The sequence below is a fragment of the Nonomuraea sp. LPB2021202275-12-8 genome, from assembly GCF_037044575.1.
Classification (GTDB): Bacteria; Actinomycetota; Actinomycetes; order Streptosporangiales; family Streptosporangiaceae; genus Nonomuraea.
The window spans coordinates 42556-65656 of the sequence record NZ_JBAHWD010000044.1; the positions used below are offsets into that span (position 1 = coordinate 42556).

Here is a 23101-nt window from a genome sequence, read left to right on the forward strand (position 1 = left end):
TACATATCGTCAAGAAAACCTTGACGATCGGTCCGGATGGGCGCACGCTGACAGCAACCCGACCGGGAACCCGATGCCGCTGCTGCCGAGTGAGTACACCCGCAAGGACCTGCAGAAGATCGTCCGTGACGAGAGCGCGACCACGGCCCGGCGCTCCGAGCAGGGCCACGACTGGGCGGCCGGGCAGCACCAGGACAACGCCGATGAGGCCCGGCACATGATCAGCGCCCGCCACTACGGCCGCAACTCCCGCAAGCACACGTGGCGGTGACCCGCCGGAGCGCGACGCTCAACCGGAAGGGCCGGGGCAGCAAGAGGCTGCCCCGGCCCTTCGGCGTGTATCACTCCTGAGGGCGGAACCCGTCGATGCCGGCCGTTACCGGGTCGGGTGCTGGCGCGATGTACTCGGCGACGGCCCGGCGGCACCAGGCGGTCACGTCGGGGGCCCGCTCTGCCTCGATCTCGCTGTCGAGCTGGGCTGCTGCGGTGCGCTTCGCGTCGGCCGGCGGCAGGTGCCGGTTGGTGAGGTCGTCCAGGGCGTGGCGGATGGCGGTGCGCTCAGCGCCCTGGGGAAAGGCGCGGCGGGCGGTGTTCAGGGCGCGGCTGATGGTGGCCTGGCCTATGTCGAGGACCTCGCGGTACTTCTCTCCACCCTGGGCCAGGCGGGCGGCCGCCTGCTGTCGGGTGATGCCGCTCCGCTCGGCGAGCGCGTCCACGAGCGCCTCCTCACGGGCGCGGCGGAGGGTGTTGATGCGCTGGGTGCGTTCCTCGAAGGTGGGCTCAGGGAACCGGTGGGTCAGCTCGCGGCCTTCCTGGGTCCAGTCGTGCAGGTCGCGGTCGGGATGCCGGGGTCCCCAGGCCTCCGCCCACTCGTACGGGCCGCCGGCCCCGATGCCGAGCTGCTGAGCAATGATCGCCGCCTGCCAGTTGGTCCAGACCAGGGTCCTCCAGCCGGTGCCGGTCCACACGATCAGTGAGGAGTTCGGCGGGTTGTCCTGGCGCTGGTACCAGGCGGGCTCGGGGATCTCCGACCGGTGCGGGGAGGCCGGGCGCGGGCCGGGCGCGGTGACGAGGCGGGGGCGCTCGGGAGCGTCCGGGTCCGGCAGGTAGGTGTCCGTGGTGCGCGAGATGACGCCGTTGTCGGTGCCGTGCTCCACGACGTCGGCGCGGGCGTTGTCGCCGCGGTGCGCCACGTGGGCGCGGGCGATCAGGCGAGCTTCCTCCCGGCCGGAGCACCAGCCCACCGTCCGCCAGTCGGAGGTGCTGCCGCCGTAGTCCTCGCCCAGCACCCGCCCCTCGTGTCCGAGGTCGTGCCAGACCGCGACCTGCCAGCGCAGCCCTGGCGCCGGCGCGAACTCCTGGGGCGGGTCTACGATCCGGCCGGGCGCCTCCACCGGCCAGCCGGTGTGCGCCCAGATCCACCGGCCGTCGTCGTGCATGCGCGCCCACTCGGGCATCGCCATCACGGTCACGGTGCCGTCGTCGGCGCGCACCGGCACCCGGGGCCCGCGGTTGGTCGGAGTATATCCGGAGCGGTTCGGCCCGTACCGGGTCTCGCGCAGCACGTAGCCGTCAACGGCGGCCTCCACCGACGCCCACCTCTGCCACTGCGGGCGAACACCCTTCTTCCCGGCCTGCGCGAGTGCCTGGGCCGCCTCCGGGTCCGGCTCGGCCATGCGCACCGCCAGCGGCTCGCCCTCGGCTGCGAGCGCGCGCAGGCCGTCGACGACCAGGCGCTCGCCCTCGGGCAAAGCAGTGTCGTCGAAGAGTGGAAGGTGAGGCGGGAGGTGGAGGCCAACGGCCGGGGCCTGGTCACGTTCAAGGGCGCGGCGGGCGGCGTTGAACGCCTCGCCAGTGGCGGCCTGGCGGGCCCTGATGTCCTTCTTGCTTTTCCGGACTACCGCAGGGTGTTCTTGACCGATGCTTGCGGCTGCGACGCGTGCTTGGTCCAAGCGCCGCAGGGCTTCGGTGTAGGAGATGCTCTCGGCGGCGGCGAAGGCACGGGCCTGCTCGCGACGAGCGGCGCTGCTGCTCTTCGGCATGGTGTCGTCCTGTTCCGGCAAGGGTCCCACGCCGCCTCGCCTTCTGGATTCACATGCGATCAGCAGGAAGGAAAGAATCATGTCCGCGGGCCCGAGGGACCTTGGCCGACGGTGTCACGTCATGGCGTGGGCGTGCGGTGACCACGGCGAGGAGCGTGCGCGTCCTGACTCCGATAGCACCATAGCGCTACGGCCCGACAAGCGGTCTCTCCCACGTGGGACGGTGTGACAGTTCAGCGGGATCGGCGGCGGGCGGCGGGGTCGTGCTCGGCAGTGATGCGGGCGGACGTCTCCTCGTCTAGGAGGACGTAGCAGCCGAGGCTGGCCAGATGCTGGCGGCGGCTCTTGGCCTGCAGAACACGCCGTCGGGGTAGAGGCGTTCGGCGCCGTCGGGATGCTCCTCGTCGCACGGTCACTGGATGCCGCCGCGTTGCCCGTGATCCCAAGACACGCACGACTACCAACAGTAACTATCTCGTCACAAGCAACGTAGAGTGTTCGTGACGCGCCGCGGCCGACCACTGGTCGCAACGACGGCGGTCGATGCACGATCAACCACATTCGACGGCGGCAATGCCCCGGGCTCAACTCACCGTGGGACCTCCAGGCTTCTCCGCAGTCTGTCCAGGACCGCGACGATTGAGGTGGCCACGCATGTCGGAGACCGGGCGTCATGGACGCCGCTGAAGTCCTCGCCGAGTTGTTCCGTGTCACCGGGGCACTGGATCCGGTGGCTCCGGCAACTCATGAGGATCTGGGAGAGCTGCGGCGTCGGCTGGCGCACAGCCTCCTCGACCTGCCGAGCACCGGTGTGGCTACGTGGGTACCTCACACCGAGGAGTACCAGGGCATCGTAGAGACCCTGGTGGCGATCGTGGAGCAGGTCATCACCGAGCGCGCCGACGGCACGGGCCCCCCGCGTTCGCGGGTGTTCCGGCGCGAGCTGCCTGGGCGCAGCGCATATCAGGTGAGGTCGTTTCCCGCGCGAAGCGGAGGACACCACATCGCGCGTTCCTTCGGGCCGATGCTCGACGCCAAGGAACGCTATGTGTACTTCGATCTCATTGAGGCCACCGACTTCGTCCGTGTGGAACGCTTCGAGTTCGAGCCGTTCCTGCACATGCCGGCTGACGCGGTCAGCGATGATGGCCGGACGTACACCTTCGGTCGTGGAAGCATCTGGATCGAGGCGACCAGGCTGGTGGGAGGTACGCCTGGCTGGGTCGGCCTCCGGGTGGAATCGGGGACGATCACGTTCGACCATTCTCCCGTTCGGCACGGCAACCGGCTTGTCTCCGATCCGTTCGTTCGCTCCGTGTTGAAGGTCCGCTTGGATGCGATCGATGCCGTCCCGCCAGGGGCCGGGCCTGGGCAGGATGGCGGCCACGCGTCGGCGGCGCGGCCGACGACGGCGGAGTTCCACTTCGGGATCACAGGCGCCTACTTGATCCGCGCCGGCGGTGGCAGCCTGACCGCGTACGGATCCACGGTGACCATGTCACGCAGTGAGGAGCAGGATCCCTGGCGGCCATGGCCGACCGACGCGATACTGGTGCCGTACCAGCCGGATCAGGCTGAACTGACACCGGTCGACGTTCGATCGAACCTGTTGCGTCCCACAGGCACATGGCATATCACCGCGGCCGGATGGTTGCTGCCCACCAGCCTCGTCACCGACCCGGACGAGCTGGGCGAAGCGGCCGACGCCGGGGCGATGGCACTCGTGTTCGACAAGGGCCTGGACGCCACCTGGCCGGGTCTTGAAGCAGGCCGCTACACCGCCTCCCAGGCGGTTCTCGCGGTCGATTCCCAGGAACTGGCCATGGCCTGCTACGGGTCGACCCCGCCGATCGCGCACCAGAAACTGGCGCTGTGGCACGACACGGCGATCGAGCTGCGATACAAGCGCCGCTTCCAGCTGCAGTACGTGTCATCGCGCGCAGGCGTCGACATACTGGCAGTACGGGCCACGATCGATGAGTACCTGGACGAACTCCGGCGAGCCGACGGAACGCCCGCGCACATCGAGTTCCCTGAAGCACTCGTCTGCTTTTCGGACACCGGCACCGGAACCTGGATTCACCTGCTGGGACAGCGCGAGTCAACGACAAAGAAGCTGGCACCGCTCGCGCTGCAGAACGCGTTGTTGCTGACAACATCGGTCACCGACCTGAACGCCGTGGGGATGCTGGCCGACAGGGCACATGTTGTGAATGCGACGTTGCGGCTGACGCACGGGCTACACGGCATCATCCCGTTCCTGCCCGACCCCTATGCAGCCAACTTCGACCCGATGCCACGCCCTGACCTGCCGTCCGGGGGCCGGTTGACGGCTGTGTTCACCTGGGCCGGATCCGCGTCCAGGCCTGTTCCGGCGCTTCTGATGACGGGAGTCACCCCTGATGAGGAGGCGCTGCTGGACCTCCTGCCGACCGGACGCGCGTTGTTTCCCGACAACGAGGTGGACAACGTCCTGCAACAGCGTTTCGACCAGCCGCTGCCTGTCCGGGATCCGCAACCGCCTCTCGTCTTGCTGGACGTGTCCGGCAAGGCCGACCAGTGGGGGCTGGGCACGGCGTTCGAAGCCGTCCGGCGTGACCGGCCGCCGGTGTCCGTCAGCACGACGACTCTGGTCGCCGACATCTCCGAGCTGCGGGCGGTCGCCTTGCCGCAGGTCAGCTGGGAACCGGTTCGAACCCATCCGGACGACCTGGAGCCGGGGTTCCCCAACCCGTTGATCTCCCGCGACGACGGCGGGCCGCTGGTTCTCGGAGTCGCCGCCGACTCTGTGCACCTGTCACAGATCGCCCCTGAGCCGCTGCTGGAGAGCCTGGTCTCGCTCGCCCGCCGCGACACCGCCGTGGCGGCGATCCGCTTCACGCTGCCGTTCGGCATCAAGGCCGTCGCTTCGATACCCGTGTCGGACGCCGGGCAGTCGCCCAGCGAACGACCTGAGCTGGCGATCATCGCACCGCCGTTCGGACCGTACACGGGCGGGCTTCAGCTCAGCGTGCGCGCGGCGACACGAGACGGCCTTCCGGGTGTGGCGGTCCAGACCCAGCACAGCGTCGATGGCTCGCACAATGTCCTGGGAGGTGTGGTCGCAGGGTTCTTCAACGCGACCTTCAACACCATGGACGACAGCGTCAAGCACGTCCCGTTGACCCGGATCGACTTCTCCGGATACGGCGCCAGCACGTTCAGCTCCTGGGTGAACGACAATCCCAACCCCGTCGACGTCACGAAGGTCGAGTTCGGGGTGATGACCGGCCGGGCCCACTGTGAAGTCGTGGAGATCCAGAGCATCCTGTGGCCGTGCATGGCGAAGGTGGTACGCCGGATCACGATTCGCCGGGAAGGCCACGGCGCGGTGATCCGCCGCGACAGCGGCTGGGTCGCCGCCACCCCGGGCTTGTTCCATCGTCCCGACAGCGACTGCATGTTCCACCCCGGCGTGGTGCGGGGCATGTACCAGATACGCCAGATCCGCGAAACGTCCCGCCGGGTCACCATCGGCTCCGCCGTCGAACTGCAGGCCGTGTACTTCGACACCGACATCGGGTTCGAGAACGTCGACCGGGGCCACGGAGCCGAAGGCAGTGGGCCGCACGACCAGCCCATCGGTCTGGTCCCCTCCCAGCGCCAACTGGGCTTCGTCCAGCTGATCAACCCGAGTTCGACGCAGAAGACGCCACTCGGCTCCACGCAGCTTGCGGCGCTCCTCACCGAGCACGGACCGGTCGGGGGGCCGGTCGACTGTGAGCTCCACATCGGTGACTCTCAACAGCGCATCCGGGTAGCGAACGTACAAGCGGCGGTCGCCAAGTCTCCCAGTGGATCCGCCGAGTTCGCGCTCGCCGTGTACGGGGCGCCGACGCTGCCGCGAGAAGGGCAGTGGAGCGTGGTGCGGACGCGCAACCTTCCCGCGGACAGCCCCGAGCCGGAACCCATCGACGCGCGCCTGGGCGTGCCGTTGGTCCGAGCCGGCAACACCCAACTCTCGCCTGAGGCAAACCTGCACCCATACCGCTTCGCCGACCCCGCGGATCTCCTCACGCCATCGCAGCCGGCGGCCGACTACGCGCTGCTGTTGTCCACCCAGACCTTCCGGGTGCTGTTCCCGCGAGTGAAGATCGACAAGGGAGCGAGCAGCATCACCAGCGACGTGGCTCCGTTGCTCGCCGACCCACACGCGATGCTCAACGCGACAGGCCTGTTCCCACGACTCGCTCACGCGATCACCTTCCCGAGCAACTCCTATCAGCTTCAGGTGCTGGACGGCGGCGGACTGAGGCTGTCACCGTCGCCGCTGACCCAGACGGTCCCGGCGCGAAGGCTGGAGATCGTCAAGGCGGCGGGAGTGCACGCGTACACCGAGTACCAGGGAGGTAGCGACGACAAGCACCAGAAGGGCCCGGCGACAGCCGCGCTCCGATTCGACTCGTCGGCGCAGCCCAGTTGGGATCTGACGATCGGGCCGATGAGCACGGTCACCGAAATCGAGCCGTTCGGCCCCCTGATGCGCATGATCACGACGCTGGAAGCGAACAGCGCCGGCCACCCCAGGGCGGCCAGGCCGCTGATCGAGTTCGGCGGAGCGTTGCGGCCGGTCGAACAGCTGCTCTGGTGGATGGCCGAGTTCGGTCTGCCGATCGCCCTGGTCGTCGACACCTTGTTCAACGACGACTACGAGCGCACTCCGAAGCTCACAGCGAGCCTGCATGCCCCTGAGTTCGGCTGGCCACCGCCTGGCAAGCCGGTCAGTGCACCGGGAAAGCTCAAGGGGTCGATATCGGTCGGGTATGAAATCGGCAAGGTCAAGGCCGAGGGGACATTGGTCCCCTACTCCATGGAGCTCTGGGTGGAGATCGAGGGAAGTCTCCAGGTAGAAATCCTGCCGAAGATCTTCGCCGGAGGGATGCTCCGCCTGAAGTATGCCGCGGGACACGACCCCTCGGAGAACGAGCCGGTCATACACCAGATGCAGCTCGCCGCCGCGGCGGTGGGGACCGTGGGCGGCACCATCATCCCGGATCTCGTCAAGGTCGAGGGTGAGGTCCGCTACGGGTACGTGCTGCTCGCCGACATCGCCGAGCGGAAGTACTACCCAGGGTTTCTCTTCGGCTTCGCGCTGGAATGCGAGTTCGCGAAGGTGCTCAAGGGAGTGTGCGTCACTGTCGAGGGCGAGGTGGTCGGTTACATACAGCGTTTCGGCGACGAGATCGTCGTCCGCGCTGAGACGACGATCGCCGGGGAGGTGGAACTGTGCGACCTGCTGTCCATCGAGTTCTCTGTGGAGATCGAGTACGAAGCCCGGATACCGAGCAAGGTGCTAGGGGGATTGGCGGCGGCGGCGTACTTCGGCTTTCTACCCCCGATTCCCCCCTGAGAGAGAGCATGTCATGACCAGTCCGAATGCGCGCATCACGCTGCTGACCTTTCCGCAGTACTGGGACGGCGCGAAGCTGGATGTGCGGGTGGTCGTCCTGCCGAAAGGCAACCCGCGCGAGCCGTTGGTGCCGGGCGCACCGCCCTTCGCCGACGCGACACTCGCGTTCGACGTCGTGGCCGTCGCCGGGCTGGAGGCGCTGCCGGTACCGGGCGTGGAGTCCGCCCGGATCAGCCTCGGCCCGCGCCCGGCCGACCCCGGACGGGCGGCACTGTACGCCGAGTTGGAGAACGGCTTCACGATCAGGCCCACTCCGCCTGGCCAGGTGATCCGGCCACCCGGCACTCACATCATGAAGTACCTGATGCCCAGCTACCGGGATGCGTTCGATTTCCGCGGCCCGCGGACCGAGTACGCGGTGATCGACGACCGCTACAAGTGCGCCCTGACCGAGACGAACGTGGCGACCCGGCCGCCCCGGCCGCCGCTGTCCGACGAGGTCACCTGGGGGCAGGTGCTTGGGTTCGGGATGAAGAACCCGCTGCTGGCCGAACGGCTTGGATTGCTCCACACCGACTTGTCGGTGCCCGCGGGAGACCTTTTCGAAACGGGCGGCTGGCTTTACGCGACCCTGGCGACGGGGAGCGCGTATGCCGCCGAAGCCGCCGCCGATCCGCAGCTGACGGCGGTGTACGCGGCGCGGATCCCCGCGCTGTCAGGTCCGCGTGCGCTCTTCGCCGCAGTCCTGTTCCCCGTGCTGCCCACGCCGCCGGGCGCCTTCGACGAGTCCTTCATGGAGGCAGCGTCGTACGACGACGGGTTCGCCAAGATCGTGCATGGCGCGCAACCTCGTACGCTGGGCATCACCGATCTCGACCCGGACGACCCGCTGCCGGTCAAGGACATCGGCATCCGGCTCGGCTGGGATGATGAGCAGGTCGCGATCTGGCTCAATCGTGCGATCAGCCCGGGCATCGTGGAGGACACAGTGCTCGGGGTGGGCGGCTACCGGGTGGACGTCCGGTCGGCGGACACTGACGCCTGGAACTCGATGGTGCGGGTACGCAGCCAGGTAAGGGTCGGCGAGATCGACATCGGCCTGTTCGAGGGTGAGTTGGCGGTCCGGACCACGGCGGCGCAGCTGCTCGGCGAGAAGACCGGCGGCTACTGGTTGCCCAGCTACTTCACCTCGTGGGCGGGCCGGTCGGTGGTGGCGAGTGACCGCACCGCGCTGCAGGTGTCGGGGCAGACACCGCGCGAGTCCGGCAGCGAGCCCGTCGCCGACCAGGTGGTACCGCTGCGGTACGGCCAGGACTACGAGTTCCGGGTGCGGCTGATGGACCTCAGTGGCGGTGGGCCCCAGGTCGGCCTGCAGTCTCATAATCCCGCGCCTGCGCCGGTGCACCGTGTTTCGTTCCGCCGCCACGTACCGCCGAGACAGGTGAAGATCACGGCCGAGGTCGCGAGTGAGGGGGAGCCCACTGCCGAACCCACCTGGTTGCTGGTCGAGCGACCTCGGATCGGATATCCCGACCTGGTCTTCACCGGCTTCGACGATCCGGTCCAGGCGCTACTCGACGACATCCCTCAAGCGAGGCTGGAGAGACGCGAAGCAGGGGTCCACGATCCAGATGTCACAGCCGTCCAGATCACGGTCGAAGTGCGACTGCCGGACGGTGACGACAGAGGCGCCGACGGCGGACCGTACCTGCGGCTGTGTACGGCAGTACGACGGTTCAGTCCGGAGCCCTCCACCCCCTTGCGGATCGACCTCATTTACCAGGATGTACAGGACGTGCTCACCCTGCGGTCCGTAGATCCGGGATCAGGGCCGCTGGTGATCCCTACCGCCAGGGATGTGCGCCTGCGGCTTCGAGCCGTCGGCGACCCCGATCCGGAGCTGGCCTACTGGGGCTCGGAGGCGGCGCGGATGGCGCAGGTGGACGTGGGCGTCGAGCTCCGGAGGGAAGCCGCCGACGAACACGCACTGTGGCTGCCCGAACGTCCTGGATGGCCCTCGATTCAGGCGATCCTGCTCAGACCTGAGCCCGCGCCGACCAGCCATGGCGCCGCCGAGCTTTCCATGCAAGGGCGGCAGAATGAGGCACCCGACGACGTCGCCGCACGCCTGGCCCAGCAACTGGGCTTGGAGGTCTCGAGTCTGAGCTTCGTGGGCAAGGTCGGCAGCCGTACACTCTTCGGTTGCTCTTCCCGACTGGCGCACACGCTGTCATCCGCCCGATCGGGGATCACGTTCGCCTCCAAAGTCGAACTGACCCAGCAGTGGGTCATTGCCATCCGGGTCCGGTTGAGTCGTGACTGGACATGGAGCGGCGTGACGTCTCGCGGTTTCGAATTCGTCAATGAGTCGGGCGACGTCCTGGGCGCGATCGGCCTGCCACGATCGGTCGGCACGCAGGCAAGGAAGGACTACACCGGGACGGAGCTGGTGTTCTTCGACGCCGTCGACGGGACTCCACCGGCCGGCCTGCATCCCCGGGAACTCGTGGTCTCCTACACCATCCGCCCGGTCTTCCGGCGGCCGCCCACCATCGCCGACCCGCCACTGACGTGGCAGCTCCGGCTTCCGATCACCACTGCGCCCCGCCAAACGCCACAGATCGTCTCCGCGGGACTAGCGCAGTCGCCCTACAACCCGGCTCCCGACTACTCCTCGACCGGAACACGCGAGCGGCGGCTGTGGCTGGAGTTCGCGCTTCCTCCCGCTGACCCAGGCGACCAGTACTTCGCGCGGGTTCTCGGCTACGCCCCCGACCCACTGCTGACGGCCACAGACGAGGAAATCGCCACACCGGCCGAGCCTCCGCTGGCGATCGATCCCGAGCCGATCCGCGTCATCACACCAGGACAGAGCGCGGACAGCAGCGGCCTCGACGCGATGCAGCCGCTCCTCCCCGCCCGAACGAACGACCCGAACGCCCCCATCCACCACTACGCCCTACCGCTGCCGCCAGGCATGAACGCCACCAGCGAGCAACTGTTCGGGTTCTTCGTGTACGAGCTGCGCCTCGGCCACGACAAGGACCGGTGGTCGACCGCGCAAGCCCGCTTCGGACCACCCCTGCGCGTCACCGGCGTCCAGCATCCGGCGCCGCCGCTCGTGTGCACGGTCAGCCGGATCCCAGAGAAGATCTTGGTGAGCGCCCCGCTGGCAACCCCGGTGCACCACGAACGAAACCTGCGGCCGGCCTCGCCCCATACCCAGATCTGGGCCCTGATCTACGCCCAGGTGACCCAACTGGACGGCGCCGGACGCCGCAACGTGCTGCTCGCGCGGGCGGCAGGCCAGATGGATACCGTCGCCGGGAATCAGCGCTACGCCGATCACCGAGTACAGCATGTGATCGCGCAATTCCCGCTCGACGACATCGTCCGCAGGCTTAACGATCTCAGGCTGGACGCCGACTCGTCGTTGAGCGTGCTGGCCGTCGAAGTGTGGCGAGACGCATCCGACCGGAACGACCCACTGGGCGACGATCTGGGACACGTGCGCATCCTGCGAACGTCGGCGCTGACCGCCGTACCGCGAATGTGCATGCCTTGATCCGGGCGCATCGCCCAGCGCCGAGGGGGTGCAGGACGTCATCGCCAGCACGTCCGTACACCCCCGATCACGTTCCGCGAGCCTCCGTACGAAGGGCATCCGTCAGATGGCGCACCAGGAATAGATGAGGGAGGGAGTCAGCGGCCAGACGCATTCCTCGGAGGTGAACCCCCGCTTGAACAGGAGACTCGGGGTCGACTGGTAGGACTTGGGCACGCCCAAGGCGACGAAGGCCGCGGTCTCGCGTACGTCCTCCTCGTAGTACGACTTGCCCACCCAGGTCGCCCGCCGTTGGTTGCCCCGCCGTTGGTTGCCCCGCCGTGCCGCGCGCGGCTCCGGCGTCGGACCCGGCCTGCCCGGCCGGGTCGAGCCCCAGCGCGGCGAGCTGGGCGATGCGGCGCTCCAAGAGCTCGTTGAGGTCGTCGACCAGCGGCGGCCAGGCGGTGAGGTGGTGTTGGGGTGGATCGCCTCGACCGGGAGCTGGCCGCTCAGCACGCTGAGCCGGGCGCGGAAGTGGTGCGGGCCGATGATGGCCAGCCAGCCCGCGCACGATCGTTATCTTGGGTTCTTGAGCGTTCGTGCTGGTCAGCAGGTTGATGCCGAGTAAGGCATGTTAGGCAAGTAGGGTGACGTCGCTGGTGGTCGGCGATCGAGTGGCCTCGCCGTCAGGGCTTGTTGCCTGTCATGTTGTCCCGGTTGGGTGCAGGGAGCGTTCGCGGCGTCAGTTCCTGGAAAAGGTTGAGTGGCACTGGTCCGCGGTGAAGGACGTGTGGCACGTCCCCCCATGGCAGCAGCGGTTCGTCTGGGCCGAGGTTCCGGAGCCGCTCAAGAGCGCGGTTGGTCACCTCGGAGACGGCCCGCAGTGTGGCGGTTGTCAGTGGGAGGTAGTCGTCCTCGGTGCCGGGGTCGGCAGTTCGGGCGCCTGGGGTGACACGCATGAGGCGGATGCAGCATCGTGCTGGGTCGAGCTGCGAGGCGTCGAGTGTCCAGAGCGGGACGTTGCGCATGCGCAGCCCGGCGCTCCGTATCGCGTCGAACAGCACTGTGGGGTTGAGCGGCGAAAGGAAGACCACGTCGGCCCAGGTGCACTCGAGCGGTATCACTCGTTCACCGAGACGGTGCTCTCGGCCGGCGTACTTGGCGACGTGGCGCGTGTGGAGGTCTGGGTAGCGTTCTCCAAGCATTGCCAGCGGCAGCAACTGGTCACCGCGTGGATCCGTGATCATGGCATGGAAGAGGAGCCCGCGAGCGCGCAGCGGAGTATGGTCAGTGGACATAAAAAAAGCGTCGGGCCCGCGAGAAAGCGGCCGACGCTTGATCAATTATATTCGATGCCCGACGCCACCCCCGACGCAGAGGCGGTCTTGGTCATCCTGCGGCTGGCTCGGTAAGCCTGGCTTCCAGGTCGGCGATCATCTCGGTAAGCAGGCCGGTGTTGTGGTGCCGGACGACCTGAGGACCGATGGTGTCGATCCCGGCGATCTTCGCGATGCACTCGTCGGCGGCGCCGGCCATGGTGGCGAACTCGGTGCGGGCGATCGAGCCGGGGCTGGCGGCGGCGAAGGCAGTGGCGCGGTGCATGTCTTTCATCGCCGTCATCGCGCTTCGGGCCGCTGACATCGCGTCGCGGGCGCTGAACTCGTCGCCCTGGCCGTTGCGCATGTAGCGGGTGACGAAGACCCGGCGCCGGCCGTCGCGCCGGGCGGGATCGGTTGAGGGCATGAAGCGTTCCAGGCGGTCGCCGCGGTTGGCCCCGCACCGTGTTCCTGCCTGACCGGGTCCTGCGGGCCTTGCATCACTACATCGAGATCGAGCGTGACGAGCTCGTCCAGCGCCGCCGCGCCCAGGGCACCTTCACGAGGTGCGCGGATGCGCTGATGGTTCGGCGGGCCGGTCGCCATGCGCTGTTCTTGGAGGGGCGGCGCGGGTCGTGGTCCTATTCCAAGATCACTATTGAGGAGCGGCGGCGGCTGGTGCGGGCCGGCGAGCCCGGCGACGCGGGTGAGCCGCTCTGGCTCTGGCTGGGTGACGACGGCCAGCCGCTACGGGCGTCGACCTGGCAGTCGGCGTTCCTTCGCGCCAACGAGCGATGCGCGAAGTTCGAGCTGGGGCTGGAGTTCCATCCCCATATGTTGAGGCATGTTTACGCGGTCCACATGCTGGGCCTGCTGTTGCGCCAGACGGTCCGGGCGCTGGGTCAGCGGGAGGATCGCCGTCTCACCAGTGCCGAGGTCAAACGGCTGCTGATCGGCAACCCGATACGCAAGCTCCAGATGCTGTTGGGCCATGCTCAAGAGTCGACAGTCTATCTCTATCTCGACGTGCTCGATGAGGCACAGGAGATCGTGCTGGCGGCCCTGGCCGAGTGGGACGCCCAGGTCGCGGTGCTGGAGCAGGTCAAGGCGAACGCCGGGGAGGACGAGTGAGCTCCGACCGCGGCCGGCGCGTCCGCTTCCCGTCGGCCGCACAGATGCCGGAGCCGCCACTGCCCGTGCCCAACATCGGGCCGGTCGCCTTCTCCGTCCGCTACGAGGGAGAAGAGCACCACTTCGACCTGTCGGACCTGCCTTGCCAGCGCCTGGTGCGTCACCTGGCCGGCCGGGTCGCGGCCGTCGCCGGCGAAGACGCGGTGCAGCGGTCGCCGAGGACCACTGAGCACACCATCAAGCATGTCCGCACCTTTGTGGAGTTCATTGCCCGGGTCGAGTCCGACGCCGAGGACTTCGACCTGGACGACCTCACCCCCGAACTGCTGGAAGCTTTCGAGCTGCACCTTCTCCGCCAATACGGCGATGACAGTCCCACGCCCTACGGGAGGATGATCGATATCGTGCGCCTCCTGCGGGAGATCGGCGAGGAACAGGAAGACGTGTTCGACGCCGAGATGCAGGCTCGGCTGGGCTTCACCACGCTGCGGGCCAAAATGGTGTCCAAGCCGCTGGACGCCTATCCCATGCCGATCTTCGAGGCCATGCAGGCGGCAGCCTTAGCCGACGTCCGCGCGATCCGCGACCGCATCCTCGAAGGTGAGCGGCTGGCCCGGACCGGACAGGACCCTGCCCTTGCTGGGTGGCAACAGCCGGAGAACGCCCTGCATCACATCGCCTCGAAGGGCCCGTTGACCACCGCCGATCGTCACCTGCCGCAGATGCATCGCTGGCTCCAGTTCCTGGGCGGGATCCGTGCGCTGAACAGCCGCCTGTTCCTGGCACCCGCCGACCTGCTGCCTTTCCTGGTCTTGCTGATCTGCCAGACCGGGCTGGAACCCGAATGCGTGAAACAGCTGGACGCCGACTGCCTGGTGAACCCGGCCCGCGGCTTCGTCAGTGTCGCCTACGTCAAGAAGCGAGCTCATGGCTGGTCGCACAAGACGATGCGGATCAGCGACGGCGGCGCGCTGCACTACCCCGGCGGGGTCCTCAAGCTGGCCCTGCGGCTGACCCAGTCCGCCCGCGACCTCACCGGCAGCCGCTGCCTCTGGCTCCATGCCAGGTACTGCGGCATTGAGGAGTCCTTCTCCACTCGCCGGCAACTGATGTTCGTCATGGAAGCGTGGATGCGCCGTCATGGCATCGACACGATGCCCGACCGAGGTGGCGTTCCGGCGCGACTGGACTTGCGCAGATTGCGCAAGACCTACAAGTCGCGCCGCTACGTGCAAAGCGCGGGTGTGCTGGACGACTTCGCCGAAGGCCACAGCAAACACGTCGCTGCAGGCCACTACGCCGACATCGAAGCCCACCGCGAACTGCACGAAGAAGCGGTGGAACAAGGGCTGCGCCAAGCGCTCGATGTCGCGCTGGCGCCTCCCGTGGTCCTGGGCGAGGACGGCGTCCGCTTCGATGACGGGCCGGAGGAACTGGAGCCGGAGGAGGTCCGCGCGGCCCTGTCCGGGCACAGCGACGTCTGGCTGGCCTCGTGCAAGAGCTTCTACGCCTCACCCTACGCGATCAAGAAGGGGGCGGGCTGCCCCGTTGCCGTCTGGGGGTGCCTGGAATGCCCCAACGCGGTCTTCACCACCCGGCACCTGCCCAGCCTGCTGAGCTTCCTGGCCTTCACCGAACAGCAACGCGACGAGCTTCCCGCAGCCGAGTGGAAGGCCCGCTACGGCCTGGCTTGGGAACGCATCGTCACCGGCATCCGGCCGAAGTTCGCCCGCGAGCAGATCCGCACCGCCATCGCGATCGCTGAAGCCGGCGGCCCGCACCTGACCCTGCCGGCCCAGTTCCTGGAGCTCATCACGTGACCGCCATCCGACACGACCAGCCTGTCGAACCAGCTGCGATCTCCGTCGACGTCTACGTCCTGCCAAGCCATCTCACTGAGGGACGAGCCGGCCCAGGGCCCCGGTTCGGCGATGACGTCTGGGACTTCCGCCCCTTCGTCCCACGCACCACTAAGCAGGCCCGCTGCGACTTCACCAACATGCCCGACGAGATCGCTGTCATAACAGCCAAGGAGTATCTCTACTCCCGGCTGCGTCGCGGTCCGTCAGGCGGACAGTCCGGACGCAAGAACGACCGTCCCATGAAGATCACTAATGCGGTGCCCGCCCTGTTTAAGGTCAAGCTGGTGATGCGGACGTTGCGCGGCCTGGGTGTCCTGCGGCTGGCCGACGTCACCAAGGAGCATCTGGCGGCCGCGCTGGCGGTCTGGATGAACACCTCCATCGACAGCGCTCACGCTGGTGTCAACGCGCTCAAGCAGCTCAGCGCCCACGGGCCGTTCCTGAGCAGAGACCGGCTCACCGTCCCAGCCTGGCCCGGCCGCTCTGCCAAGGCCGTGGTGGGCCTGCGGCGGGACCGCGAAACCTCCACCCCCCGCATTCCCGAGCACATCTGCGCGCCGTTCATCAAGGCTGCCCTGTTCTATGTCGACACAGCCAGTGCGGACCTGCTCGCCGCGCGCCGGGAGATCGAGGCACTACAGACTGCCCGCGACACCTGCGAACGAGGCCCAGGCGAGGTTGAGCAACGCCTCAGATCCTTCATCGATCAGCGGCGCGCCCACGGCCAGGGCATCCCGGCACTGCCCCTCCAGCAAGCGCACACCCGCCCCGAGGCTGCGATCGTCGACGGGGTCGTCCAAGCCCCCAATCAACGGCTAATCACCCTCTTGGCCGAGGTCGGCCTCGGTATCAAACATCACAAGCTGCTGCTGGAGGAGGCCGGTGCCGAACTCGGCTACGAAGACGGCGGCTTGGCCACGCACATTTCCATTTGGCCTGAAAGTGGGCGTCCATGGCGAACACCGCTGGACGGTTGGAGTCTCCGCCTCGAACTCGCCCATCTGCGGACCGCCTGCTGGATTGTGATCGCTTACTTGTCGGGCGCCAGAGACGCCGAGGTGCGCGAGCTGGGACGCGATTGCGCCTTCACCGAGCCGGGCGCCGATGGCCGCCTACGGCACAAGCTACGCGGACGTGTTTTCAAAGGCCGCAAAGCGACCGGCGACGAGGCCGAGTGGGTGGTCCTCGAACCCGACCACCGCGCCGTCGAGGTCCTGCTGCAGTTTGAACGACGACCCCGGTCATCTGTTCGGCCACTACGGCGGGAAGGAAGCCGGCTATGTCCTGCTGAGTGCGATGAACCTGCGGTTGGAGAGATTTCGCGACCACGTCAACGAGCTGTTCAGCACCCCTGAGGCATTCTTCATCCCGCACGACGTCGCTACCGGCGACGACGAAGAGGACACAAACGACGACGGCATGCTCTGGGACTTCGACACCCGGCAATTCCGGAAGACTCTAGTCTGGCACATCGCCCACCAGCCGTTCGGGATCGTGGCCGGCGCCCGGCAGTTTCACCACGCAAAAACGATCATGTTCGAGGGATATGCGGGCACCTCGGCGTCCGGGTTCGCCGCCGAGGTCGCTGCGGAGGAAGCCGTCGCGAAACTGGACTACCTCGAAGATCTCTATCGCGACTGGAACGACGGCGGCCGCACCGGCGGCGGCGCCGCTCAGCGCATCGACGCCGAGTTCGATCGGATCCGGCGCGAGCTCGGCGACCTGCCCGGGGTCGTGGCCCGCCCGTCCCGGCTGCGCACGATGCTGCGCCACCTCACGAAGGTCCTGCATCCGGGCGTGCTCAACGACTGCTTCTTCCAGCCCGCCGTTGCCGTCTGCGCCAAACGCGCCAAGCCGCTCGGCCGCCCGTTGCCGATGATCAACATGTGTTCGGTTTGCCCGAACTCGCGGCGGACCGCCGTTCACCTGCCCCGTCTCGCCATGGTCCGAGACCAGGCCCGGGACGCTCTCGACGGTTCGGCCGAGCTGCCGCCGCTGCAGAAAATCGCGCTCACCAATCACGTCACCGATTTCGACCAGCTCATCGCCGAGCTTCACGAGGACGGAGCACCCTGCGCATGACCGGCACCGACAGCGACCGCACCGTTCAGGCCGCGTTCGCGCGCCTGACCCGAGAACGCTCCCTCACCGACCTCGACCGGCAGATCATGAACGGCTTCGAGCGGCTCATGGTTGGCCGGCCTGAGATCAGCGACGGAACCGTCACCGTCACCAACATCTGCGTCGAGGCCGGCGTCTCCCGCGCCTCTTACTACCGCTCCCCGGTCGCCGCCGTCGTCAAGGAGCTCCTGGCGGCCCCGGCCGTCGCCCGGCCCGAGGTCGAGGAGCTGAAAGCGGAGATCAGCCGCTTGAAGAAGGCTGAGCGCAAGCTGCGTTCGGAGAAGGCCGCCGACATCCGAGAGCTGACCGACACGGTAAGCACCTACGCCGACCACATCCAGGTCCTCACCATGCGCAACGCCCAGCTGGAAGAAGAGAACCAGCGCTATCGCAAGCGGCTGGAACGCGCCGCCGACAACGTCACCTCGCTAAATGGGGTCCCGGTAGCAATGGCGGAAAATCCAACGGATATAGCCCTGACCTGCGGTGACTCGATATCTGGGCAGGTCGGAAGAGGTTGGCGGCCTATCCCGGTTCGCATCGGGTGCGAGTTTGACGCATCCGGTGCTGAACTCAGGGGTGCTTGCGGTGAAGGTTCTTCAGCGAGGGTGAACCCCGGAGGGATGGACGTGCAGGCTGGTTTCGGCTCGAACATGGCGGGATAAGTCGGGCGCGATAACGATCAGCGGCACGTTTTCCCAGGTCGGGGTTGGTGCTCGATATCGACGCTTATGTCACCCGCCGGCGTCCTACGGGCCGGCGGGCGGCTTTGCGGTCAGGCGCAGCGTCCGCCATCCGTCCGCACCCGGCGCCTCCCGCCAGGCCGGTGGCCACTGCCACTCCACCTCCGCAGCCGCCGGCGCTACCCGCACCTCGCGGAGGTCAGCGTCGTCCAACCCCGTCGCTCCGTCGAACCCCGCGCCACCGGTGAAGGCCGCTCCGTGGAAATCGGCGGGGCCGGTGAAGACCGCCTCGTCGAACCGGGCGTGGCCGGTGAAGGTCGTGTCGCGGAAATCGGCGTAGCGGGTGAAGGCCGCCTCGCGGAAATCGGCGGGGCCGGTGAAGGTCACCTCCCCGAACCAGGCGTTGCCGGTGAAGGTCGCCTCGCGGAAATCCACGTATCCGGTGAAGGCCGCCCGATAGCAATAGGCGTCGCCGGTAAAAGTCGCCCGCCGAACCAAGACCGTGCCCATGCGGCAGCGGCTGAGATCGAAATCGATAAGGACCGCGCCGGCGAGGTCGAGCCGGATGGCCGGCCAGTGGCGCGGGTTGCGGTCGAGAGGCCGGGACAGCCACGGGCGGTGTGGAGCTGGGGAGTCGTCGTGGCGGAGGTGGGCGATCAGAATGCGCTGCGCCGTCAGACGGACCTGGCGTTCCTCCTGCGGATCACGGCCGCCATCCGTGCCCGAGCGGGACGGTCCGAGGGCCCGGGCGGCGCGCTGGGCGGCGCGGATCTTCTCGTGCCGGTCCGGCTCGGCGGGTACGGCAACGGCATGCGGAGGTACGCGCAGATCACGTCCACAATGGTCTGGCGCAGCGCCAGGGGTGTCCTGGGCCAGGCGCTCCAGCGCGTACAGGCCGGCCAGCCGGACGGGGGCTTGGTCGTTGCCGAGCTGTTCGGCGGCCTTGGTGTAGAGCTCGGTGACCCGACGTTCGGTGGCGTCGTGGGTGGTGTGCGCGGTGGCCAGCTCCTGGTGCCGCTGGCGGCGCACGGCCAGCAGCAGCGTCACCGCGGCGCCGACCCCGGCACCGGCCGCCAGCGCGGTCCGCACCGCCTCGATCCGGGCGGAGACCTGCTCGGCGACCGGCACGGTGCGCAGGTCCTGCAGGAGCCAGGCACTGACGCCCCAGACCGCCGCGCCGACCAGCAGCGCCGCAGGCAGAGCCCACCACCACATCGAACGGGGAGGCCACAGGTCGGGCGGGCGAGACAATGGCCGGGAAGAGCGTCCGAAAAGACTCACGTACGCGATTCCGCTCCTGGCGGCAGACCGTTACGAGGTGGGGCTCAGCTCATCATCGGACCTCTCTGACCTGAGGTAGCGGCGCTACTTTGGGGCTCATCGCACCGACCTGAGCGGAGGGCCAGTCCCGCCCGCCCTGGTGACGAGCGGGCGGGATCAGCCTGTGGGGTCAGGCGCCCAGCGTGGTGGTTCCGGGGGTCACGGTCCCGTTGCCGTCCCAGTCGCCGACGATGGGGCGCTGTGTGGTGCTGCCCCACTCGAAGAGGTGCTCGACGGCGCCCGCCGCGTTGTAGTTGTGCATGCCCCACTGCCACGCCCCGTTGGGCCTGGCGCACACGGTGCCGGGCGTGTCACTGCGGTTGCCGTCCCAGTCGCCGATGATCGGGCCGCACTGGGTCGAGCCCCAGTTGAAGGCGTATTCCGTGCCTCCTGCCTGGTTGTAGTTGTGGAGCGCCCAGTGCCACTGGCCGTCGGACCTCGGGCAGACGACGCCCGGGGTGTCCTTGCGGTCGCCGTTCCAGTCGCCGACGACGGGCCAGCAGCCGCTGGTGGGTCCCCAGTCGAAGCGGTACTCCACGGAGCCCGCCGCGTTGTAGTTGTGCATGCTCCACTGCCACGCGCCGTTGGGCCCGAGACAGATCGTGCCCGGCGTGTCGGAGCCGTTGCCGTCCCAGTCGCCGGTCATGGACACGCAGCGACTGCTTCCCCAGGAGAACAGGTAGCCGCCGGCATTCGGGTTGTGGCCGTTGAGCATCGCCCAGTTCAGCGCGAGATTGTCGCGGCATGCCGCGCCGACGGTGTCGGTGCCGTTGCCGTTCCAGTCGCCGGTGATCGGGTCGCAGGTGTCGGGCGTGTCCCAGTTGAACAGGTGCTCAACGCCGCCTGCCGCGTTGTAGTTGTGCAGGCCCCAGCTCTCGGGCCGCGGCGGCTGTGCACCGGCATTGGAGACGTCGAAGGTGTTGTTGTCGATGTTTATCGTGGCGCCGCCGTGGGTCTCGTTGTGGCCGCCGCGATACTGCTTGATGCGCTGATGGTTGGCCCAGTAACCGGCGGGGATGGCCGAGTCGGTGGTGCCGGGCGTGTTGTCCCAGCGGGCGAACCAGACGTGGTTGGGCCGGTTGAAGCCGCTGTTGTTGTAGTTGGCGACCAGGTCCACGATGCCGCTGCCGGCACTGGAGTAGACACCGGACAGGTAGCCGTGGTCATGCAGCCGTGCCGTCCAGTTGGACAGGAACGTGAGCACGGCCTGCCTGCACCCCGCGTTCCCGTTGTCGTAACCCTCCATGTCGTTGTAGATGACCGAGCCCGCTGACATCCCGAGCGCTTCGGCCTTGGCCACGGCGTCGTCGGCGTCGGAGATGCCCTGTGCCGCCGGGTTGGTGATGGGAGTGCCGATGCCGTTGCACGGCGCCTGGTGCCCCACGTAGATCGGCGCGAGGTGCCAGCCGCGGGAGATCTGGGTGCTGACCCAGGGCGCGGTGAGGTTGGGCTGGGAGCAGCCACGGCTGACGCCGCCGATGTACACCCCGATCGCCCGGTACGGCGAGGCCAGCCAGGCCTGCATCACCTCAGAAGCCGGCGCTGCGCACGCGTCGAAGCCCTCTCCCCTGAACGTGCCGGGGACGACGGCCGCGGCCAGTATGGTCGGCCCCTGCGACGGCGGAGCCGTCGTCGCGAAGCCGGAACTGACGACGCCCGCGTTGCGCAGGATCCCTTGGACGGCCTCGGAGCTGTCGCCGTAGCTGGCGGTGACGGCGACCCCCGCCTCAGCCACGGTGAAAGTGATCTCGTGGTCCACGTCCCGCCCCAACACCTCGCGGGTGGGAGCCTGGGCCGCGTCGGCCGCGACGGGCTCCCCGGTGAGCGGCTGGATCAGCAGCGCGTCCGCGCGCCCGATGACCTTCGCCGGGCAGGAGGACTTCGCGGGCGGGCCGAGGTAGACCGCAGGCCTGTCGAAGCGCACACAGGCGGTCGGATCGGCTTCCAGATCGATCACCGGCCAGTCGGCCGGCACCTCCACCTGGTAACCGCGGTAGGTGACCGTCTTGTCCGCCACACCGGCCTTGTCCGCCACACCGGTGGCGCCGGCGGGCGGACCGGTGAGTAACGCCACGGCCATGGCGATGATGGTGAGGATCGCTGAAGGGTGCCTCATGTCTCTCCCGGAGGGGTCGAAAGCGGACAACCGGTGATCTGGAGTGTGGGCGGCGTGGTGCGCATCATGAAGGCCACTTCAGCGGCCATTGACCGGCCACTGGAAAAGAGAGTCATGGCCACTGACCGGATCAAGCGCGGTGACCTGCCGCCGCTCGCCGTACCGCTGCTCGCCTGGCGGGAGCGTGCCCGGCTCACCCAGGACCAGCTCGCCGGCCGTACCGGACTGGGCGTGCGGACGATCAGACGGCTGGAGCGCGGCGACACCGGCCGCCCGCGCCACGGATCGATCCACCTGCTCGCCGAGGCTCTGGTGCTCAGTCCCGACGAACGTGCGCAGCTGTTCGCCGCCCTGCGCGGCAGCGGTCATGAGCAATACCTGGCTGAGGCAAGCTTCCTGCATCCCGATGGAGAGGGGGAGGTTGGACTGTCCGGCGATCGCGAACTTGAGCGGATCCAGGGCCTTCCCATCCCCTTTGTTATGGTGCTGCCGGAGATGTTGTGGGTCCAGGCGCGGCTGAGACCCATAAATTTGCTCGTTCGAGGGTACGCCCGCCGAGAATTGGCGGAAGTTGTGCGCCATGGCCTGCTGCCACGCGACGCCGTGCGGCGCCTGCAGCCGCAACGCCCCCGCAGGCGTGGCGCCGATCGCGGCACAGCAGCATGACTACGGTCGCCAGAAGTATTGATCTTGTGGGCAATTGACTTCTCCTTCGTGGAGGGTGATCTGCACTGCTAGCTGGCCACATTTGGGGGGCCTTGTCACCGCTTCTGGACTGCGAATCAATAGCAGCAACAAAGGCAGCAACCGGGAGCGGGGCCATGGCGCGAGGTGGACGCAAGGACCAGCCGATCGACCGGGGGTCGGGGCCCGTGGCGGAGTTCGTCGACGATCTACGACGGTTGCGGGGTGAACTGTCGCTACAGGAGATCGGGCGGCGAATGCGCTATCACCCCAGCACGCTCTCCCGTCGCCTCAATCCGGGGGAAATGCCGCCGCTGGACTTCGTGCGATCGTACGTTACGGCTTGTGACGGGGATCCCGCCGGCTGGGAGACCCGGTGGCGCCAGATCGCGGGCGAATCGCCTGTCGAGGAGCCGACGCGGCGTACGTCCTGGAGGCTTCCGGTGGCCGTCGGGCTCGCTCTCGTGGTCGTCGTAGGGGGCGCCGGCTATCTCTGGCTCTCCGGCGGGGAGTCGGGCCCCGCGACCGCGGCGCGCGCCTCGGCTTCGCCTCCGGTCTCCCCAGACAGCGGCTTTCCCTGGCATGTCAGGAACATGTACAAGCAGGTGACCTCCCGCGAGTGGACTCAGCAGACCGATGGCGACCTCGAGGTCTGGGCGAAGTTGTCGTGTCCCAGCGGGATGACCGAGTACTGGATCGCGCTACGCCCGGGCGGCACGTCCGCCCGATTCGAGTGCAACGCCTGGCAGGTCCACACCTGGGCCGGACTGTCCGCCGGCCGCTACAACTTCGAGCTCTGGAAGGAGAACGACGGACGGGCCGTGTCCGGCGTCGGCGTCGTCCGGTCCACCTCCCCCATCGTTCAGCACACCAAAGCCCCGCCCCTCTGAGAC

Annotated in this window: 16 protein-coding genes; 10 read left to right on the forward strand and 6 right to left on the reverse strand. The window is 68.0% G+C overall.

All coding sequences use genetic code 11. From position 1 onward, the window contains the following. The first annotated feature begins 73 nt into the window (after nt 1-73). Complete coding sequence (locus V5E28_RS43615) at nt 74-271, forward strand: hypothetical protein (RefSeq protein WP_336215986.1); 198 nt, start codon at nt 74-76, stop codon at nt 269-271. 70 nt (nt 272-341) lie between these two features. Here V5E28_RS43615 and V5E28_RS43620 read toward each other — a convergent pair whose 3' ends face one another. Further along, nucleotides 342-2042 (reverse strand): hypothetical protein, encoded by a 1701-nt coding sequence (locus V5E28_RS43620; protein ID WP_336215988.1) that lies wholly within the window; start codon nt 2040-2042, stop codon nt 342-344. A gap of 673 nt (nt 2043-2715) precedes the next feature. Here V5E28_RS43620 and V5E28_RS43625 point away from each other — a divergent pair. Together V5E28_RS43625 and V5E28_RS43630 are read left to right on the forward strand one after the other, a co-directional pair. Then, nucleotides 2716-7431 (forward strand): hypothetical protein, encoded by a 4716-nt coding sequence (locus V5E28_RS43625; protein WP_336215989.1) that lies wholly within the window; start codon nt 2716-2718, stop codon nt 7429-7431. Between the two features lie 13 nt (nt 7432-7444). After that, nucleotides 7445-10996, forward strand: a complete 3552-nt coding sequence (locus tag V5E28_RS43630; protein WP_336215991.1) for a hypothetical protein — start codon at nt 7445-7447, stop codon at nt 10994-10996. Between the two features lie 102 nt (nt 10997-11098). Here the strand turns inward: V5E28_RS43630 and V5E28_RS43635 are convergent, their stop codons facing one another. The 3 genes from V5E28_RS43635 to V5E28_RS43645 all read right to left on the reverse strand — a co-directional run bounded on the left by V5E28_RS43635 (nt 11099) and on the right by V5E28_RS43645 (nt 12718). Continuing rightward, complete coding sequence (locus V5E28_RS43635) at nt 11099-11272, reverse strand: hypothetical protein (RefSeq protein WP_336215992.1); 174 nt, start codon at nt 11270-11272, stop codon at nt 11099-11101. 389 nt (nt 11273-11661) lie between these two features. Next, nucleotides 11662-12222: a hypothetical protein gene (locus V5E28_RS43640; RefSeq protein WP_336215994.1), complete on the reverse strand. Its 561-nt coding sequence runs from the start codon at nt 12220-12222 to the stop codon at nt 11662-11664. A gap of 142 nt (nt 12223-12364) precedes the next feature. After that, nucleotides 12365-12718: a hypothetical protein gene (locus V5E28_RS43645; RefSeq protein WP_336215995.1), complete on the reverse strand. Its 354-nt coding sequence runs from the start codon at nt 12716-12718 to the stop codon at nt 12365-12367. A 38-nt stretch (nt 12719-12756) separates the two neighbouring features. Here V5E28_RS43645 and V5E28_RS43650 point away from each other — a divergent pair, with 38 nt between their 5' ends. From V5E28_RS43650 to V5E28_RS43670, 5 genes are all read left to right on the forward strand, one after another. Next, entirely contained in the window at nt 12757-13422 is a 666-nt protein-coding gene (locus V5E28_RS43650; RefSeq protein WP_336215996.1) for a hypothetical protein, read from the forward strand. Nucleotides 13423-13487: 65 nt separating this feature from the next. Further along, the gene (locus V5E28_RS43655) at nt 13488-15242 is read left to right on the forward strand and encodes a hypothetical protein (protein WP_336215997.1); all 1755 of its coding nucleotides are present in this window, start codon (nt 13488-13490) and stop codon (nt 15240-15242) included. Then, a complete protein-coding gene (locus V5E28_RS43660) occupies nt 15239-16639 on the forward strand; it encodes a hypothetical protein (protein ID WP_336215999.1) in 1401 nt (466 codons plus the stop codon). The genes V5E28_RS43655 and V5E28_RS43660 overlap by 4 nt, the downstream gene beginning before the upstream one ends. After that, nucleotides 16581-17366 (forward strand): hypothetical protein, encoded by a 786-nt coding sequence (locus V5E28_RS43665; protein WP_336216000.1) that lies wholly within the window; start codon nt 16581-16583, stop codon nt 17364-17366. Before V5E28_RS43660 ends, V5E28_RS43665 begins: the two co-directional genes overlap by 59 nt. Further along, entirely contained in the window at nt 17363-18070 is a 708-nt protein-coding gene (locus tag V5E28_RS43670) for a hypothetical protein (protein ID WP_336216001.1), read from the forward strand. The genes V5E28_RS43665 and V5E28_RS43670 overlap by 4 nt, the downstream gene beginning before the upstream one ends. An 84-nt stretch (nt 18071-18154) precedes the next feature. On the opposite strand, the gene V5E28_RS43675 is transcribed toward V5E28_RS43670, so the two are convergent. Both V5E28_RS43675 and V5E28_RS43680 read right to left on the reverse strand, forming a co-directional pair. Then, the gene (locus tag V5E28_RS43675) at nt 18155-19303 is read right to left on the reverse strand and encodes a pentapeptide repeat-containing protein (protein WP_336216003.1); all 1149 of its coding nucleotides are present in this window, start codon (nt 19301-19303) and stop codon (nt 18155-18157) included. A gap of 235 nt (nt 19304-19538) precedes the next feature. Continuing rightward, nucleotides 19539-21524, reverse strand: coding sequence for a glycoside hydrolase domain-containing protein (locus tag V5E28_RS43680; protein ID WP_336216005.1), 1986 nt, complete (start codon nt 21522-21524; stop codon nt 19539-19541). A gap of 33 nt (nt 21525-21557) precedes the next feature. Here V5E28_RS43680 and V5E28_RS43685 point away from each other — a divergent pair, with 33 nt between their 5' ends. Both V5E28_RS43685 and V5E28_RS43690 read left to right on the forward strand, forming a co-directional pair. Continuing rightward, on the forward strand, nt 21558-22190 hold the full coding sequence (locus tag V5E28_RS43685) for a helix-turn-helix domain-containing protein (RefSeq protein ID WP_336216006.1): 633 nt from the start codon (nt 21558-21560) through the stop codon (nt 22188-22190). Between the two features lie 155 nt (nt 22191-22345). After that, nucleotides 22346-23098, forward strand: coding sequence for a hypothetical protein (locus V5E28_RS43690; protein ID WP_336216007.1), 753 nt, complete (start codon nt 22346-22348; stop codon nt 23096-23098). Nucleotides 23099-23101: the final 3 nt, after the last annotated feature.

What these genes read in the sequence shown, in the direction of transcription:
- V5E28_RS43675 (WP_336216003.1), bottom strand. Translation starts at nt 19,303, where the DNA reads ATGTGGTGGTGGGCTCTGCCTGCGGCGCTGCTGGTCGGCGCGGCGGTC.
- V5E28_RS43670 (WP_336216001.1), top strand. Translation starts at nt 17,363, where the DNA reads ATGACCGGCACCGACAGCGACCGCACCGTTCAGGCCGCGTTCGCGCGC.
- V5E28_RS43645 (WP_336215995.1), bottom strand. Translation starts at nt 12,718, where the DNA reads ATGCCCTCAACCGATCCCGCCCGGCGCGACGGCCGGCGCCGGGTCTTC.
- V5E28_RS43630 (WP_336215991.1), top strand. Translation starts at nt 7,445, where the DNA reads ATGACCAGTCCGAATGCGCGCATCACGCTGCTGACCTTTCCGCAGTAC.
- V5E28_RS43615 (WP_336215986.1), top strand. Translation starts at nt 74, where the DNA reads ATGCCGCTGCTGCCGAGTGAGTACACCCGCAAGGACCTGCAGAAGATC.
- V5E28_RS43640 (WP_336215994.1), bottom strand. Translation starts at nt 12,222, where the DNA reads ATGATCACGGATCCACGCGGTGACCAGTTGCTGCCGCTGGCAATGCTT.
- V5E28_RS43690 (WP_336216007.1), top strand. Translation starts at nt 22,346, where the DNA reads ATGGCGCGAGGTGGACGCAAGGACCAGCCGATCGACCGGGGGTCGGGG.
- V5E28_RS43625 (WP_336215989.1), top strand. Translation starts at nt 2,716, where the DNA reads ATGGACGCCGCTGAAGTCCTCGCCGAGTTGTTCCGTGTCACCGGGGCA.
- V5E28_RS43665 (WP_336216000.1), top strand. Translation starts at nt 16,581, where the DNA reads ATGAACCTGCGGTTGGAGAGATTTCGCGACCACGTCAACGAGCTGTTC.
- V5E28_RS43620 (WP_336215988.1), bottom strand. Translation starts at nt 2,042, where the DNA reads ATGCCGAAGAGCAGCAGCGCCGCTCGTCGCGAGCAGGCCCGTGCCTTC.
- V5E28_RS43680 (WP_336216005.1), bottom strand. Translation starts at nt 21,524, where the DNA reads ATGAGGCACCCTTCAGCGATCCTCACCATCATCGCCATGGCCGTGGCG.